Raw genomic sequence first — 16,194 nt, forward strand, 5'->3', positions numbered from 1 at the left:
GTGGACACAGCTGAACATACCGATCAACCCTTGGTACTGGCCCTGCGCGCCTTGAAGCTCGGAGACCTGCTGGTCGCAGTTCCTGCCCTTCGCGGCCTGCGCCGGGCTTTCCCCGAACACCGGATCCTGTACGCCGCGCCTGGGTGGATTGCCGAAGCCCTGGAGCTGGTGGGCGGTATCCACCACCTGCCCACTCCGGGACTCGACGATCCTTTGACCGTGCCGCGCGGAGCCGTGGACATCGCCGTGAACCTGCACGGCAACGGCCCCGAAAGCCGCTTGCGGATCGAGGAATTACAGGCCAACAGAGTCATTGCTCATGGGTCGCCCGGTATCGATGGGCCTGCATGGATCACTGGCATCCCGGAACGCGAGCGATGGACGCGGCTGCTCACCTGGCACGGCGTCGAAGCCGATCCCCTGGACTACCGGTTGAACCCTCCCGCCGTCCGATCGCCGCGTCCCGGTGCCACCGTCATCCATGTGGGTGCCGCCTACGGCAGCAGGTTGTGGCCGGTGGAGAGGTTCGCGGACGTTGCCGCCCACCTGGCGGCGACCGGCCACCAGGTAGTCCTGACCGGAGGCTCGTCCGAGCGTGCCCGCGCCGAGGAGACTGCCGCCTCGGCCAAACTCCAAGGAGCAAACCTCGACGACGGGTTGCTGGCCGGGCGCCAGGGTCTCGCCGAGTTCGCGGCCACCATAGCGGAAGCCCGGCTGGTGATCTCCGCCGACACCGGCGCGGCGCATCTGGCGTCGGCTTATGGGCGTCCGTCGGTGGTGCTGTTCGGGCCCGCGCCCGCCGAAGAATGGGGGCCGCCGCCGGGACCGCACGTGGTGCTTACCGCCGTCGAACTCCGCCGTGGCGACGTCTTTTCCGCCGATCCTGATCCGGCGCTTTTAGCCGTCAGTGTCCGCGACGTTCTGGAAGCTGCGGAGCGGCTTGGCTGCTAGCTCTTATCAGGGGGCCGTCCCGTCCTGCAGGAGGGCTTCTTCGTCCAGCAACTGGGTTTGGAGTGAGACCAGGATCTTGGAAAGCTTGCGCGATACCTGCATTTGGGACATCCCCAGAGCCTCCGCGATGGTGGTCTGGGTTTCTTCCCGGTAGTAGCGCCTGTAGAGAAGGTGGCGGTCTTCCGGGCTCAGGTCGCGTATGGCGTTGCGGAGCGCAAGCACGTCCTCGAGCCGCTCGGTGGGGCAGCCGAATGCGGAAAGGGTGCCTTGCAGGCCGTCGCGGCCATCGGATGCGGGAGCATCCAGGGAATCCGGGCGCTTGCTGGTACCTGCCATCAACGCTTCGCGCACCTGGCAGGGCTCCAAGCAGAGATCCTCGGCCACTTCCTCCGGCGTGGGTGTCCGCTGCAGGGTTTGGGTCATTTCCTCCGTCCGCGCCAACACTTGGCGCCGGACGTCCTGGATGGTCCGCGGCGGGCGGACAACCCAGCAATGGTCGCGAAGGTACCTCTTGACCTCACCGGCGATGGTCGGAGCGGCGTAGGCGGGGAAACTGACGCCTTTGGACTCGTCATAGCCGCGCGATGCCTTGATCAGGCCCATGTACGCGACCTGCCTGACGTCGTCGAGGTCGTGGGTGTGGGCGGAATACCTGGCTGCGATGGACTTGGCCAGATTGAGATGGTCCAGGACAAGGCTGTCCTGGAAACTCTGCCGAATGCTCCCTTCCGGTTTGCATGCGGCGGTCCTGCTGCGGAGGTCGAGTTGGTGGGTCTGTCCCATGGTGCTTCAATCCTCTGACCGGGTGATTGGTGAGCCCACGGCAAGACTCCTTAAAAAGAGAAGCACACTTACTATTAGCTTTCAACGGGTCTGCGGGGTTAGGCTCGAAACGAATCCTTAACCAGGGATCGGAGATCCAGATGGAAGACGCGCAACGCACCGAATCGCTCGAAGTGACCGGGGACATTCAAGATCTCTTGCTTGATACGCCGGACGTCGAAGCGTTTCTCGCCGAGTTGGCCCGACACTCTGCCGCCATATTCAGCAGCCCTGCCAACGAGGTCTATTGCGGCATCACCCTGCTGAGACCGCGGTCGGCCAGCACAGTGGCCAGCAGTGGTGAGCGCGCGTTGATGCTGGACGAGCTTCAATACAACTTTGCGGACGGACCCTGCCTGCACTCTTGCCGGCAAGGCACCCAGGTACACATCCCCGACTTCGCCAAGGACAACACCTGGCCGGAGTACAACAAGATCGTCACCGAGAATGGCATCCGTTCGGTTCTTGCCGTGCCTTTCCCCCTGACCGATGACTCCGCCAGGGCAGGGCTGAACCTCTACTCCGAGAAACCGAACGCCTTCGACCAAGCAGCCGTGCAGCGGGCCAACGACTACGTTCAGCAGGCATCCAAGGGCCTGCGCCTGGCTGTCCTGATCGCACAGCACAGCCAAACCGCCGCGAACCTGCGGGCAGCCATGGAATCACGGACCGTGATCGACGTCGCCACCGGCATCATCATCGCCCAGAACCGGTGCACCCAGGAAGAGGCCATTGAACTCATCAAAAAGGCGTCCAGCAACCGGAACGTCAAGCTGAGGGTGGTGGCCCAAGCCATCGTTGACTCCGCCGGCGGAGGGCCGATCCAGACGGTCTTCAAGTAGGTGCTGGTCTTCAAGCAGACGCCGTTGCGGCGGCGCGCTAGCCCTGCATCGCGCCGATGATGGCGCCCATCGCCGTGAAGGCGACCACGTTGTAGCTGCCGTTGATGGCAAACAGCGTCAGGCTGCGCCGCTCGAACAAGTAGTTGACGCCCATGGCCGTTGCCACCCACCCCACGCCCGCGGCCAAGCCGGCCAGGGTCCCGAACGCGGACCCTCCCCGGCCAATAAAAGCAGCCAGGAAGACGGCCATCACCACTGCAAGGATGAACGAACCCACAAAGACGCGCGCCGTACCGGTCCTCAACTGCTCATCGCTGACCCCGGCCGCCCTCTGCCACGGTTTGGCGAACAGGAGCGAGTACCACAATCCGCCGACGACGAACGTTGCCACGGCGGCCACCAGCACCGCCAGCCAGTTGATCTGAACGTCCATGGGTGTCCTCTCCAACGCTGTTCCTGATGGGAGGGTAAGCCCGGGCCCTGGCTGTGGTCTTGTAAAAAACCCGCAGGCTAGCTGGAGACTTCCGCCAAGGGGACAAACGTGGCGTACTCCGCGCCGTAACTCTGCACCACCTGAAGGTACTCCGACGGCGTGAAACCGCTGAACCGCCGGAAGGACCGGATCAGGTGCGGCTGGTCGTAGTAGTCGGCCAAGTGCAGGAGCTCACTGCCCGGCACGGAACCTGCGGGAAGGGCTGCCGCTTGGTTCACCAGCCTGTTGAACCGGCACACATCCGAGTATGCCTTGGCGGTGGTTCCACAATCCCGCATCATGATCCGCTCCAGCGTCGACGCACTGAAACCCAGTTCTGCTGCCAGCACGCTGATTTCAACGTCATCCTTGGCAAGGGTTTGCACGGCCTGCACTGTCCGGAGATCCGCTGTGTAACCCGCCCTGAGCTGCCCTTGCAGGAACGCTGTCAAGGCTGCGAAGGCCTGGTGGGGTTCGGCGTCAATCAGCTGCGGGCGCAGTTCCGAAAAGCCCGGAAAAATGCCCTCGGCGTCCACTACCCGGTTCTGAAATTCCGACGGCGGCCGGCTGGTGAACGCCGCGAGGCCGTAGGGAGTCAGGCGGGCACCGACGTTGAAAAGCTGGTCCGGGTTTTCACTGATGACGTAACTGCGCTGCAGACCCGCGTAAAAGCCGATGGAAACGTCGGTGGAGCTGCTCCGGCGCTCACTGCCATTTTCCGGCGGAGTGGTGTCAATGCCGGTTTCCGGCGGGCGGATCAGACGATAAGGATCCGACAGGTTCAGAATCAGGTGTGCCGACGGTCCGGGGAGAATCTTCTCGTACCGGGCCTGCGGCCGGGCGCGGACGAACCACAGCTCGGTGACAAACGGCTGCAGCCCGGGAGGCGCCGGGCACTCTTCGTAGAACACAGCCCCAGTCTAGGCAGCACCGCGAATCCTGCGGTGCTGCCTGCCTGTGGCGTGTGGCTGTTACAGCAGGCCGCGCAAAACCAAGGCGGCGCCGTCGTCGAGCACTGACGCGGTGACCTCATCCGCAACGGCGAGCACCTCGTCGGGGGCCTGGCCCATGGCCACGCCGCGGCCGGCCCAGGTGAGCATCTCAATGTCGTTGCGACCATCGCCTACTGCCACGGTGTTGGCCTGGTCCGTACCAAGCTTCCGGCGCAGGGCCTCAAGGGCGCTGGCCTTGGTGACGCCCTCAGCCGCGATATCCAGCCAGGCTGTCCAGCCCACCGAGTACGTCACGCCGGAAAGACCGATGTGGTTGATGGCTTCATTGAATTCATCCGAGGTGTTCTCGCTGCTGAAGACCACCACGCGGACCGCTGTAGCATCCAACATGGTCTGGAAATCGACGCCAATGGACTCCACGCCGAAGCTGGCATCCTGGAAGCGCTCGGTGGAGAGGAAGTTGCCGTCCTCGTCCTCCAGTGCGTACTTGGCGTTGGGCAGCCGCTCCCGCAGCGCCCTCAGGGCCGGCGCAGGATCGAACGTGGCCTTGTGAATGATCTCGTAGCCCTTGTCCAGAGCGGGATCCAGGCGCAGTGTCACGCCGCCATTGCAGCACACCGCGTAGCCCCGCTCGAGGCCGATCTGCTCGATGATCGGGAGGGTTGCGTTGAGGGACCTGCCGGTGGCGATCATGACGTCATGGCCGCTGGCAACCACGGCTTGCGCAGCGGAGCGAACGGCCGGTGACATGTGGCCATCGTGGTCGACCAGGGTGCCGTCAACGTCCAAGGCGACCATGAGATTGTTGTTGTTGTTTGGCTGGTCATCGATGCCAGCAACTGGAGTATCAGTCAAAATAGTCATGCATACAGTAGAGCAGACACCTCCGACGCTGAACTAGGACCGGCGCCACAGCGGCGGCTTAACGGACGGTGAACAGTCATCCTGGCGGGCTGATCAGGTGGTGCTGCGCAGGATGACCAGTTCCCGAGTGGACCGGGTCATGGCGACATAGCGGTCCACGGCCCCTTCGATGCCATTGCCTTCACCACGCGCGTTGAACTCCTCCGGGTCCAGCAGGATCACGAGGTCGAACTCCAAGCCCTTGGACAATTCCGGGGTGAGCCAGCTGACCCTTTCCAGCGCGGGCCTCGTTGCGATCGCGTCCGGCCGGCCGATGACGCAGGCCGTGCCCTCCGGGTTGCCGGCGAGCCAGCTATCCAGGATGGAGGCGAGTTCCTTCGCTTCTCCGTGGACGACGGGAATGCCACTGCTGCGCACCGAAGTGGGCACGTTGGCGTCCGGCAGCACTGCCCTGATCACAGGCTCAGCTTCGGCCATGACCTCTTCCGGCGTGCGGTAGTTGATACTGAGGCCCGCCAGCGTCACGTTGCCCAAGCCCACACGTTCCAGGCGTTCCTCCCACGGCTCGGCGAACCCGTGCCTGGCTTGTGCACGGTCCCCTACCACCGTGAAACTCCGCGAAGGACAGCGGAGCAGCAGCATGTGCCATTCAGCGTCGCTCAGCTCTTGGGCCTCGTCCACCACAATGTGCGCGAACGGACCGGCAAGGACGTCCGGATCGATGACAGGGAGCGCATCCCGGTCCACGAGCTTGTCCCGCATGTCATCGCCACGCAGCATGTACATTTCCAGGTTTTCGGAGTCATCCGCTGCTATCAGGTCCTCCACCACACGGTCCATGAGCTCCCGTTCAGCGGCCAGCGTTGCCTGCTGCTTCCTCCTGGGTTGTGACGCCCCGGGATCCCCCAGCCGGTGGCGGGCTGCGTCCAAAAGTGGCAGATCCGCCGTCGTCCATGCTTCGGGGTTCCCGCGCTGCAGCGCGGCTACCTCGTCGGGCTGCAGCCACGGTGCGCAGAGACGCAGGTACGCCGGCACCCGCCAGAGGTCCGCCACCAACGCCGAATAATCGAGCAACGGCCATGCCTTGGCGAACGCTTCGCGCAACTCCGCGTTGTGGATGCAAGCCCGGCGGAGAAGGCTCTCCGGAACGTCGTACCCGTCCAACTTGTCCGCGAGAATTCCGAGCAGTGCCTCCCACACGTCCTCGCGGGCTTCGTTGTGCGGAGCGCCGGGCTCTGCGGCATCGAAAGCCTCCGCCCAATCGTCGCTGCCGAGCCACACGTCCGCATAGGGCGTCTCCACCTCCATACCCTCGGCTGGTGGCTCCTCGTAGAATTTCACGGCGACCTCAATCGCTTTCACCATCTCAACAGCCGACTTGAGCCGGACCACGTCGGGATCACTTTCGACGACGGCGGCGGCGCCTTCGGGGACGAGGTCCCTCAACGTGGAGGTCTGCACTCCCTCCTCACCCAAACTTGGGAGAACGTCAGCGACGTAATTGAGGTACGGCTGATGGGGGCCGATGAACAGGACATCACTCTTTCGGTGGTTGCCGCGGTGGTTCAGCCGGGGATCCGAATAAAGCAAGTATGCCGTGCGGTGCAACGCGACCACCGTCTTTCCGGTGCCCGGGCCGCCGTCGACCACCAGGGCCCCGCGTGAGCCCGCGCGGATGATCCTGTCCTGGTCGGCCTGGATGGTCCCCAGCACATCCCGCATCCGAGCCGACCGGCTGCCGCCCAGACTGGCGATAAACGCAGACTGGTCGTCCAACGCAGCGTTCCCTTCCAAGCCGTCGGCTGTGAACACCTCGTCCCAATAATCACTGATCCGGCCCCGCGTCCAGCGGTATCTGCGGCGGCTCAGCAAACCCATGGGGTTCGCATGCGTCGCTCCGAAGAAGGGCTCGGCCGCAGGCGAGCGCCAATCGATCAAAAGCCTGCGTCCTTGGCTGTCATTGAGTCCCAGCCTTCCCACATAGACGGGCTCGTTGTCAGTGGTGACCATCCGGCCCAGGCAAAGGTCCAGCCCGAAGCGGCGCAGGGCCCGCAGGCGCGCCGTCAGCCGGTGGATCTCCTGGTCCCGGTCCAGGGCAGCCTGCCCACGGCCACCAGGCTGCTTCCGCGTGGCATCAAGACGGGCTGACAGCTCCGTGATTGATCCGGCGAGATTCGCGGCGATGGCTTCGAATTGCTGCTCGTCGCTGCCGATCAGCGTCGGATCAGCCTTGCGGGCGAGGTGCTCAGGCAAAGCGAAGGCACTGGTTTTGGTTGGGCTGATTTCGGGCATCACACGACTCCCTTTTCCTTTGGCTGTGGGGTTCGTGGATCAATTGTTCGGCACCTGGGGGGCCTTGCCGCAAGCCCCCCTGTGCGTTATAAATTGAAGATGGAAGGGATCATTCCCTTCCTTTTTTTGCCCATTTTGTGCCCATTTTGTGCCCATTTTGTGCGCAGTTCGTGCGCAGTTCCCGCTGAACTCAGCCCGGACTTGTAGGGTGGGCGGATGTCTCCACAGATGACCGGCGCGCAGCTGGCAGCCCTCTACGATGCCGCGAACCAATGGGCTGCGGATGACGACTTCTTCCTGGCGTTCGTGAATGAGCAGCCAGCCAGCCGGGTACTGGATCTGGGCTGCGGCACAGGCCGAATGACCCTGGCCGTTGCAGCCGCGGGTCATCGCGTTGTCGGCATCGACCCCGACGCCAACTCTCTGATGGCCGCCCGGCGGAAACCTGGCGCAGAAGACGTGACGTGGATCGACGGCACGTCCGCGCAGATCCCTGAACAAACATTTGACGTCGCGATCATGACGGCGCACGTCGCTCAAGCGATCACCGACGACGGCGACTGGTCGCGAACGCTTGCCGACGTTCACCGAGCACTGGCAGTCGGCGGTCGTTTGGCGTTCGATACCCGCGACCCCTCTGCACGAGCGTGGGAAAACTGGACGCCCACGGCGACGCGGCGCCTGCAGACGCTTCCCGACGGCACGGCGGTGGAGACGTGGATGGAGTGCGCTCCCATGACCGGCGGGCTCGTGACGCTCACAGAGCACCGGGTCGTTGACGCGGGCATCCATGAAGCGCAGACCTCGGCGTTGGCCTTCCGCACGGAGGAACAGCTGCGTGACGAACTACGCCTCGCCGGTTTCACCGTGGACCACATGTACGGTGGCTGGGCCGGCGAGGACGTGGGCAGCGGGCAAGGCGAACTGATCGTGCTTGCCCGCAAGCCCCGCTAAAGAACCGGCAGAACCTCAAGGCCGCCAAGGTACTTCTGCAGTGCCTTGGGAACGTTGACGGAGCCGTCCGGGTTCTGGTGGTGCTCGAGGATGGCAACGATCCAGCGCGTCGTGGCCAGGGTGCCGTTCAGGGTGGCCACGGCGCGGGTTCCCTTGGCAACGCCTTCATCGTTGATCACACGTTCGCGGATGTTGAGGCGGCGGGCTTGGAACGTGGTGCAGTTGGAGGTCGACGTCAGCTCGCGGTAGGCGTTCTGCGTCGGAACCCAGGCTTCGCAGTCGAACTTGCGGGCCGCGGACATGCCGAGGTCGCCGGCGGCTGTGTCGATCACACGGTAGGGAAGCTCGCACTTGGCCAGCATCTCCTCTTCCCAGGCGAGGAGGCGTTCGTGCTCAGCGGCTGCTTCTTCAACCGTGGTGTAGATGAACATCTCCACCTTGTTGAACTGGTGCACGCGGATGATGCCGCGGGTGTCCTTGCCGTGCGAACCCGCCTCCCGGCGGTAGCAGGAGCTCTGGCCGGCGTACCGGATGGGACCGGCAGAAAGGTCCAGGATCTCGTCCGCGTGGTAGCCGGCGAGGGCAACCTCCGAGGTTCCCACAAGGTAAAGGTCGTCTTCAGCGAGACGGTAGATTTCGGCGTCGTGCTTGACGTCGAAACCGGTGCCCTGCATCGTCTCGGGACGCACCAAAGTGGGGGTGATCATGGGAATGAAGCCGGCATCGATCGCCTGTTCCATGGCCATCTGCAGCAGCGCCATCTCCAGGCGGGCACCTACTCCGCGGAGGAAGTAGAAGCGCGAGCCGGAAACCTTGGCGCCGCGTTCCATATCGATCGCACCGATCAGTTCGCCGATTTCCAGGTGGTCCTTCGGCTCAAAATCCTTGAACTCGCGCGGGGTACCCACGGTCTTGACCACCACGTAGTCGTCCTCGCCACCCTCGGGGACGCCGTCCACCACAAGGTTGGGGATAACGCGCAGCAGCTCTTCCTGCTTCGCCTGGGCGGCGTTGGCTTCAGCGGAAGCGGCCTTGACCGAGTTGGCCAGCTCCTTGACCTCAGCCAGCAGCGCCTGCTTCTCCTCGCCCTTGGCTTGCGCCACCTTCTTGCCGAAGGCGTTCTGCTCGGCGCGGAGGCTTTCATGACGGATCAGCGCAGCACGGCGATCGGAGTCAGCAGAGATGATCGCGTCCACAACGGACTCGTCGGCGCCACGGGCGCGCTGGCTGGCACGGAACTTGTCCGGATTTTCGCTGAGGTCTTTTACGTCGATCACCAGACAAGAGTATCGAATCGCCCGCGATTTCCCGGTGCTGCCGACGCCAAAGCCCCGCAGCCCAGCCCACCCGGCATTAGCCTGCTGCCCAGGAGGATAGTGTTGGAGCACCATGAGCGACTGGATCCTGTACGTGATTCTCGCTGGGGGCGTGGCGTTTGCCGTCTCCAGTTGGTGGGGTGTGCGCCGATTGAAAGCCCGGCACATCAGGAGCGCGGTTCGGGAGGAAACCCACAAGCCCGGCGCCGGGGACCAGCGCGTGGCAGTCATCCTCAACCCGGTGAAGAACAACGCGGACGTAGCCCGGCAGGCCATCATTGACGCCTGCGACCTCGCTGGATGGGATACCCCCAAATTTTTCGAAACCACCGTGGACGATCCCGGGTACGGGCAGTCGCGCCAGGCTTTGGCCTACGGTGCCGACGTCGTACTGGCGTGCGGGGGCGACGGTACAGTGCGCGTCGTGGCTGAGTGCCTGGCGCACAAGAACGTGGCGATGGGCCTCGTTCCCTTGGGAACCGGAAACCTCCTGGCACGCAACGTGGATCTTGACGTCACGGACCTCGCCGACTGCATCCAGATCGCCCTGTTCGGCCACCAACGCTTCATCGACACCGCCACCATGGGCATCGACAACGAAATAACGGGCGAGTCTGCCGAGCACACTTTCCTTGTCATCGCCGGCATGGGCCTGGACGCAGAGGTAGTTGGCGATACCAAGGAAGACCTCAAGAAAACCGTCGGCTGGCTCGCCTACACCGAGGCCGGCGTCCGCCACCTCCCCGGCCGCCGCAAGCGCGTCACCATCACCATGGATAACCAACCGGAGCAGGCCAGGAAGATCCGCAGCGTGCTCTTTGCCAACTGCGGACTTATCCCCGGGGGCATCGACTTCATCCCCCAGGCCATGATCGACGACGGCATGTTGGACATTGTGGTCATGAGTCCCCGCAGCGCTTTCGGCTGGCTCGCCATGTACACCAAGGTCCTCTTCAAGCACAACGCCAACCTGCCAATGATGAGCTTCTACCGCTCAGGCAAAGTCGTCATCCGAAGCCAGGAACCGATGGCAACACAGCTCGACGGCGACCCGTCAGGTGAGGCGACGACGGTCACCGTGCAGGTGGCGCCGGGGTCCTTGCTGGTCCGCGTACCGAAGGCCAAAACCGCCTAGACAGCGCCCTTTTCGGGTTGGGCCGCGTTCTTCTCAGCTTCTTCAGCCGCTGCTTTGGCGGCAGCACGGGCTTCGGACTGCTCCTTGATCATGGCTTGCTCTTCTTCGAAACGCAGGCGATCCGCACGATCAGCATCGTCGCCGTCCCAGTCATCTTTGTTTTCACTTGAGGGCTTGGGATTGACGATCATGCCCTGGCCGTCTTTGTCATCGCTGTGGACAGTCATGACCGCTCCCTTCGTTTGGCATTCATCCATCGTTTATGGATCAGGCAAGCATACGCACAGAAGCATCACTGCGAAAGGGCAGGGGTTTCTCCCTGTGGACAGCGCTAAACGCCCTTGAGAATCGAATCAACCCACGCGTGCGCCGAGGCGAAAGCGGCGTCCGATGTATGCGGGGCAACCACGGCCGGCTGTTTGTCGGCGCGGGCGTAGGAGCCAAGGAACCGTGTGGCAGGGCTGATCCGGTGGAGGCCCGCAAGGGCGTCGGCTACCCGCGAATCCGTGGCGTGGCCGTCGGCGTCGATGCTGAAGAAGTAGTGGCCCAGGTATTGTCCGGTGGGCCGCGATTCGATGCGGCTCAGGTTCACGCCGCGGGACGCGAACTGGTCCAGGATTTCCATGAGCGCGCCGGGGTGGTCTTCAGGCAGCGGGACCACGACAGTGGTTTTGTCTGCGCCGGTTCGGTCCGGGAGAACTCCGGGCCGACTTACCAGGATGAACCGGGTCACGGCGTCGGGGTTGTCGCCGATATTCTCGGCCAGGATGTTCAGGCCGGGTTGTTCGGCGGCGATCAGCGGTGCACAGATGGCGGCATCATAGGGAGCATCGTCCTCCAGCAGCCCCATGGCGGATGCCGCCGTCGACGACCCCGGAACGTAATCGGCGTCAGGGAGGTGCTCGTCCACCCACAGCCGGCATTGCGCCCACGCGTGCCCGTGGGTCGAGATGCGTGTGATGTCGGAAAGTCCGACGCCGGGCCTCGCCACGAGCACGAACGTGATGGGAACCAGGGCCTCACGGATGATCCGGAGTTCCTGCCCGGTGGCGATGGCATCCAGCGTGGCAGTAACCCCGCCCTCCACCGAGTTCTCGATGGGAACCATGGCGGCGTCGGCCTCGCCCACCCGGACCCTGTCCAGCGCAGTGTTGACGTTGGTGCACGGAATCCTGGTGGCGTCAGCAGCACCGGGAACCTGCATGAGGGCAGCCTCGGTGAAGGTGCCCTCAGGGCCGAGGAACGTGTACGTAACTGCTGACATCGAATATTCCTACTCGGTTATCTGCGTGGAAGCTGAGCTACAGGACTACGGGCTTCAGGCCGTTGTCCGACACCATCGGCTTTCCTGCCTCGAACCACATGTCCATGCCGCCGGCTACGTTCACTGCCGAATATCCCTGGCCCACCAGCCACTGGACCGCGCGGAAGGAGCGGCCTCCGGTGCGGCAGATGACAAAGAGGTCGTCGTCCGGATCAAGCTCGTCCAGGCGTGCCGGCAGCTGGTCCATGGGGATATGGCGCGCACCTTCGGCATGGCCGGCCACCCACTCGTAGTCCTCGCGGACGTCCAGAATGCTGGCGTCGGCCGGAATGTCGCCCACAGGCACGGTATCGAAGTCGCTCATGGCGGTCCCTTCCCATCGATTAAGTCCAGGATCCAGCCTAGTCCCCGCGGCGTGGCACCGTAACTTGGTGGCACCGCAGCTTCAGGGGAAGCCCGCGCTTGCTTCCCGACGCAGGGACACTAAGACTGGGACCCAAGCACTCCCCCACCGTCGGCCCGATAGGAGTACCCCATGGCTGCTGGGCAACCCACCATTATGGCGACATCCGGCGGCTACAAGCCCGGCGAGCGCACCAGGATCGAGTTCAACCACCTGATGCACTACGCAGTGGAATTGTCAGGGGTGACCGGCCGCGCGCCCCGCGTGACACACGTTGGCACCGCGTCCGGCGATCAGCGCTGGTGGGCCGCGGAAATGGACCAGGCCGCACGCATAGCGGGCTTTGACTTCAGCCATCTCAACCTTTTCACCATGCCCAACATCGAGGACCCGGAAGCCCACCTCCTGGCGCAGGACGTGGTGTGGGTCAATGGCGGTTCCGTGGTGAACCTGCTGGCCGTCTGGCGCGCCCATGGCTTGGACAGCATCTTGCGGAAGGCATGGGAGGGCGGCGTGGTGCTGGCCGGGGTCTCCGCGGGCTCCATCTGCTGGTATCAGGGCGGGGTGACCGATTCCTTCGGCCCGGAGCTGAGGCCCGTCACCAATGCCCTAGGCTTCCTCCCCTACGGCAACGGGGTCCATTACGACTCAGAACTGCGTAGGGCGCCCGCCATCCATCAGCTGGTCGCCAACGGCACGCTGGGCGAGACGCACTGCACGGACGACGGCGTCGGCCTGGTGTACCGGGGCACGGAACTTGTGGAGGTGGTCTCCGAGGTGAAGAACAAGGCTGCTTTCCGGGTGACGGCGGGCGCCGGCGAGAGCGTGGACGCTGTAGCCGTGGAAGAACGGTTGGAGTCGCGTTTCCTTGGTTGATCCTTCCCTCCACCACCTTTCACGGTTGACGGCAGTTGAGCTCCGTGACGCCTTGGCTTCGGGCGAACTCTCTGCCAGGGAGACCACCGCCCACTTCCTGTCCGTGATCGAGGCCGGGAACAAGCAGCTGGGCGCATTCGTCACGATCACCGCGGAACAGGCCCTGCAGGACGCGGCAGCCGCGGACGGGCTGCACGCCAAGCTGAACCGGGAGGGACGCCTGGATGAACTTCCCGTCCTCCACGGCATGCCCACCGCCTTCAAGGACCTCACCGACGTTGCCGGCGTGCCCACTACCCACGGCAGTGCGGCCTTGGAGCACAAGGCGGCGCAGGAGGATGGCGCCCTCGCCGCGACGTTGAAGGCCCACGGTGTCATCTCACTGGGCAAGACGCAGGTTCCAGAGTTCGGACTCACGGCGTACAGCGAAAACCGCGTCGCACCGCCGTCGCGCAATCCCTATTCCCTGGGTCGAAGCTCCGGCGGCTCGTCGGGCGGCAGCGCAGCCGCAGTTGCTGCGGGCCTGGTTCCGTTCGCACCAGGGACCGACGGCGGCGGCTCCATCCGGATTCCGGCCGGCGCCTGTGGGCTGGTCGGCCTGAAGCCGGGGCGGGGCGTGGTGCCGTCGGGTGCGGGCGCGGGTGACGCCGCCAAGCTGGTGGTTGCCGGTCCCCTGTCGCGGACCGCTGCGGATGCGGCCCTGCTCATGGACGCGCTGGTCCCGCGGAATGAAGCGCCCGACGGCGGTTACCTCACCCATGTCGGACGGGCGCCGGAACCCCTGCGAATCGGCCTCAGCCTGGACAGCCCCTGGGCGGGTGCGTACCCGTTCCAGATCGAAGAAGAAGCGCTGGATGCCCTCACGCTGGGGACCAACCTGCTCGAAAAGGCCGGCCACAGCGTGACCGAGGCCGGGATCCGCTACGACAACCGCTATCCCGAAGCGTTCACAACGGCCTGGACTGCCGGCGTCGGGAGCGCCCGGATAGCACCCCAGCGGGAGGCGCTGCTGACCCCGCTCACCCGGACATTCCGGCGTCGGGCACAACAGCGCAGCGCGCTGAAGGTCAACGAAGCCTTGCATTTCCTGCGCCAGTTCGAGCACGACACCGTCACGCAGTACTCCGCCTGGGACGTGATCCTCATGCCGACGCTGGCGCAGACGCCGCGGCCGATCGGCTGGTTCACGGGCGGCGGGCACAGCGGGGAACAGTGGCCGAGCGAGTGGGCCGGCGACGCCGACGAGGACTACAAGAGGCAGTGCGAGTACGCCCCGTGGTCGTCCATGGTGAACGTGTGCGGCCTTCCGGCGATCAGTATTCCCGTCCACACGACTGCCGCAGGGTTGCCGATGGGAATCCAACTCATTGGGCGGGCAGGCTCTGAGCTGCAGCTTCTGCAATTGGCGGCGGCTCTGGACGTCTCCTTTGATCGTTAAGCCGCCCGTCTAACATATGGAAAGTGGTTGCCCCGGGCATTCATCGATGTGACAATGCCCGCAGTCAGTGCCAGCATTAAGAAAATGAGCACACCTCAAACCACGGCTGAGTCCGCCAAGCCAGCGGGCGATACGTCATTCTTCGGCCACCCAAAGATGTTGGCCAGCCTCTTCTCCGTGGAAATGTGGGAGCGATTCTCCTTCTACGGCATGCAGGGAATCCTGCTCTACTACATGTACTTCACCGCCGAGCAGGGCGGCCTCTCCATCGACCAGGGGCTCGCCGCTGGCTTGGTGGGCGCGTACGGTGGCGGCGTTTACCTGTCGACGATCCTCGGCGCCTGGCTCGCCGACCGTCTGTTCGGCTCCGAAAAGGTCCTGTTCGGCTCGGCCATCATGATCATGGCCGGCCACATCGCACTGGCGCTCCTGCCGGGTATTCCAGGCCTGATCGCAGGCCTCGTGTTGGTAGGCATCGGCTCAGGCGGCCTGAAGGCCAATGCGACTGCCCTGGTGGGTACCCTCTACGGCGAGAAGGACGAGCGCCGCGACGCCGGCTTCTCCATCTTCTACATGGGCATCAACATCGGTGGGCTCATCGGCCCGCTGGTCACTGGATGGTTGCAGACGAGCTACGGTTTCCACATCGGCTTTGGTGCCGCAGCTGTGGGCATGGCCATCGGCCTGGTCATCTACTCGCTGGGCCGCAAAAGGCTCCCCGAGGAAGCGCACCGCGTTCCCAACCCGCTTCCGGCGAAGGACCGCACCAAGTACGGCCTGATCTTCCTGGCCATCCTGATCGTCATTGGCGTCCTGCTCGGCACGGGGATCGTCAATGCCAACAACCTGGCCCGAAGCATGGCATATGCCGCCATCGGCGCCGCGGTGATCTACTTGTTCCTGATCTTCCGCAGCCCGCTGGTCACTGGCGTGGAGCGCAAGCGCGTGGTCGCTTTCATCCCCTTGTTCATCGCTTCAGCCGGGTTCTGGGCACTGTTCCAGCAGCAGTTCACGTTCATCGCCGTGTACTCCCAGGAAAAGCTGGACCGCAACCTGTTCGGCTGGGAGATGCCCGCAGCCTGGGTCCAGTCCATCAACCCGGTGTTCATCATCATCTTCGCCGGCGTCATGGCCGCACTGTGGACCAAGCTCGGCCCGAAGCAGCCGAGTTCGCCGCTGAAGTTCTCCGCCGGCCTGTTCATCATGGGCCTGGCCTTCCTCGCGTTCATCCCGCTGGCCGGTGAAGGCAAGACCCCGCTGCTGGCACTGGTGGGAATCCTGTTCATGTTCACCCTGGCCGAACTGTTCCTGTCCCCCATCGGCCTGTCCGTGAGCACCAAGCTGGCCCCGAAGGCCTTCCACACCCAGATGGTGGCCCTGTTCTTCCTGTCGGTCTCCCTCGGCACCACCCTGGCGGGCATTCTCGCGGGTCTGTACAACCCCAAGGACGAGCTCCCGTACTTCCTGGGAATCGGCGGCGTGGCTGTGGTCCTGGCCGTTGGCCTCGCTGCGGCATCGCCCGCGATCAAGAAGCTGATGGGCGGCGTTCGCTAACAGCCCCGGCTGACGCCGAACCAGGCGCCTGGCGCCACGCAAACGACGGCGACCCTTG

At 64.3% G+C, this 16,194-nt stretch carries 16 protein-coding genes; 7 read left to right on the forward strand and 9 right to left on the reverse strand.

Annotated features, from left to right (window positions below; all coding sequences use genetic code 11):
- On the forward strand, positions 1-951 hold the full coding sequence (locus QF015_RS19415) for a glycosyltransferase family 9 protein (RefSeq protein WP_429390469.1): 951 nt from the start codon (positions 1-3) through the stop codon (positions 949-951).
- A 6-nt stretch (positions 952-957) separates the two neighbouring features.
- On the opposite strand, the gene QF015_RS19420 is transcribed toward QF015_RS19415, so the two are convergent.
- Complete coding sequence (locus QF015_RS19420; protein WP_310208457.1) at positions 958-1,734, reverse strand: sigma-70 family RNA polymerase sigma factor; 777 nt, start codon at positions 1,732-1,734, stop codon at positions 958-960.
- Positions 1,735-1,874: 140 nt separating this feature from the next.
- Here QF015_RS19420 and QF015_RS19425 point away from each other — a divergent pair, with 140 nt between their 5' ends.
- Positions 1,875-2,615, forward strand: a complete 741-nt coding sequence (locus QF015_RS19425) for a GAF and ANTAR domain-containing protein (RefSeq protein ID WP_310208454.1) — start codon at positions 1,875-1,877, stop codon at positions 2,613-2,615.
- A gap of 37 nt (positions 2,616-2,652) precedes the next feature.
- Here QF015_RS19425 and QF015_RS19430 read toward each other — a convergent pair whose 3' ends face one another.
- From QF015_RS19430 to helR, 4 genes are all read right to left on the reverse strand, one after another.
- On the reverse strand, positions 2,653-3,048 hold the full coding sequence (locus tag QF015_RS19430; RefSeq protein WP_310208451.1) for a DUF1761 domain-containing protein: 396 nt from the start codon (positions 3,046-3,048) through the stop codon (positions 2,653-2,655).
- A gap of 77 nt (positions 3,049-3,125) precedes the next feature.
- Positions 3,126-3,998 carry a helix-turn-helix domain-containing protein gene (locus tag QF015_RS19435; protein ID WP_310208448.1) on the reverse strand — a complete coding sequence of 291 codons (873 nt, stop codon included), beginning with the start codon at positions 3,996-3,998 and terminating at the stop codon, positions 3,126-3,128.
- 60 nt (positions 3,999-4,058) lie between these two features.
- On the reverse strand, positions 4,059-4,904 hold the full coding sequence (locus QF015_RS19440) for an HAD family hydrolase (protein ID WP_310208446.1): 846 nt from the start codon (positions 4,902-4,904) through the stop codon (positions 4,059-4,061).
- A gap of 93 nt (positions 4,905-4,997) precedes the next feature.
- On the reverse strand, positions 4,998-7,196 hold the full coding sequence (helR, locus tag QF015_RS19445) for an RNA polymerase recycling motor ATPase HelR (RefSeq protein ID WP_429390470.1): 2,199 nt from the start codon (positions 7,194-7,196) through the stop codon (positions 4,998-5,000).
- A gap of 216 nt (positions 7,197-7,412) precedes the next feature.
- On the opposite strand from helR, the gene QF015_RS19450 reads away from it, so the two are divergent.
- The gene (locus QF015_RS19450) at positions 7,413-8,150 is read left to right on the forward strand and encodes a class I SAM-dependent methyltransferase (protein ID WP_429390471.1); all 738 of its coding nucleotides are present in this window, start codon (positions 7,413-7,415) and stop codon (positions 8,148-8,150) included.
- On the opposite strand, the gene serS is transcribed toward QF015_RS19450, so the two are convergent.
- Positions 8,147-9,427: a serine--tRNA ligase gene (gene serS, locus QF015_RS19455; RefSeq protein WP_310208438.1), complete on the reverse strand. Its 1,281-nt coding sequence runs from the start codon at positions 9,425-9,427 to the stop codon at positions 8,147-8,149. The two genes, QF015_RS19450 and serS, sit on opposite strands and share 4 nt — an antisense overlap.
- Positions 9,428-9,539: 112 nt before the next feature.
- Here serS and QF015_RS19460 point away from each other — a divergent pair, with 112 nt between their 5' ends.
- Entirely contained in the window at positions 9,540-10,601 is a 1,062-nt protein-coding gene (locus QF015_RS19460) for a diacylglycerol/lipid kinase family protein (protein WP_310208435.1), read from the forward strand.
- On the opposite strand, the gene QF015_RS19465 is transcribed toward QF015_RS19460, so the two are convergent.
- From QF015_RS19465 to QF015_RS19475, 3 genes are all read right to left on the reverse strand, one after another.
- Complete coding sequence (locus QF015_RS19465) at positions 10,598-10,828, reverse strand: hypothetical protein (RefSeq protein WP_310208434.1); 231 nt, start codon at positions 10,826-10,828, stop codon at positions 10,598-10,600. The genes QF015_RS19460 and QF015_RS19465 overlap by 4 nt on opposite strands.
- 104 nt (positions 10,829-10,932) lie before the next feature.
- Positions 10,933-11,865, reverse strand: coding sequence for a prephenate dehydratase (pheA, locus tag QF015_RS19470; RefSeq protein ID WP_429390472.1), 933 nt, complete (start codon positions 11,863-11,865; stop codon positions 10,933-10,935).
- Positions 11,866-11,902: 37 nt separating this feature from the next.
- Positions 11,903-12,229 carry a rhodanese-like domain-containing protein gene (locus tag QF015_RS19475; protein ID WP_017198239.1) on the reverse strand — a complete coding sequence of 109 codons (327 nt, stop codon included), beginning with the start codon at positions 12,227-12,229 and terminating at the stop codon, positions 11,903-11,905.
- A 171-nt stretch (positions 12,230-12,400) separates the two neighbouring features.
- Between QF015_RS19475 and QF015_RS19480 the strand changes: the two genes are divergently transcribed.
- The 3 genes from QF015_RS19480 to QF015_RS19490 are packed head-to-tail and all read left to right on the forward strand — an operon-like array spanning position 12,401 to position 16,136.
- On the forward strand, positions 12,401-13,144 hold the full coding sequence (locus QF015_RS19480; RefSeq protein WP_429390473.1) for a Type 1 glutamine amidotransferase-like domain-containing protein: 744 nt from the start codon (positions 12,401-12,403) through the stop codon (positions 13,142-13,144).
- Complete coding sequence (locus tag QF015_RS19485; RefSeq protein ID WP_429390474.1) at positions 13,137-14,582, forward strand: amidase; 1,446 nt, start codon at positions 13,137-13,139, stop codon at positions 14,580-14,582. The genes QF015_RS19480 and QF015_RS19485 overlap by 8 nt, the downstream gene beginning before the upstream one ends.
- 54 nt (positions 14,583-14,636) lie before the next feature.
- Entirely contained in the window at positions 14,637-16,136 is a 1,500-nt protein-coding gene (locus QF015_RS19490; protein WP_310208423.1) for a peptide MFS transporter, read from the forward strand.
- Positions 16,137-16,194: the final 58 nt, after the last annotated feature.

The organism is Paenarthrobacter sp. TE4293, from assembly GCF_050435325.1.
GTDB classification, from domain to species: Bacteria; Actinomycetota; Actinomycetes; order Actinomycetales; family Micrococcaceae; genus Arthrobacter; species Arthrobacter nitroguajacolicus_C.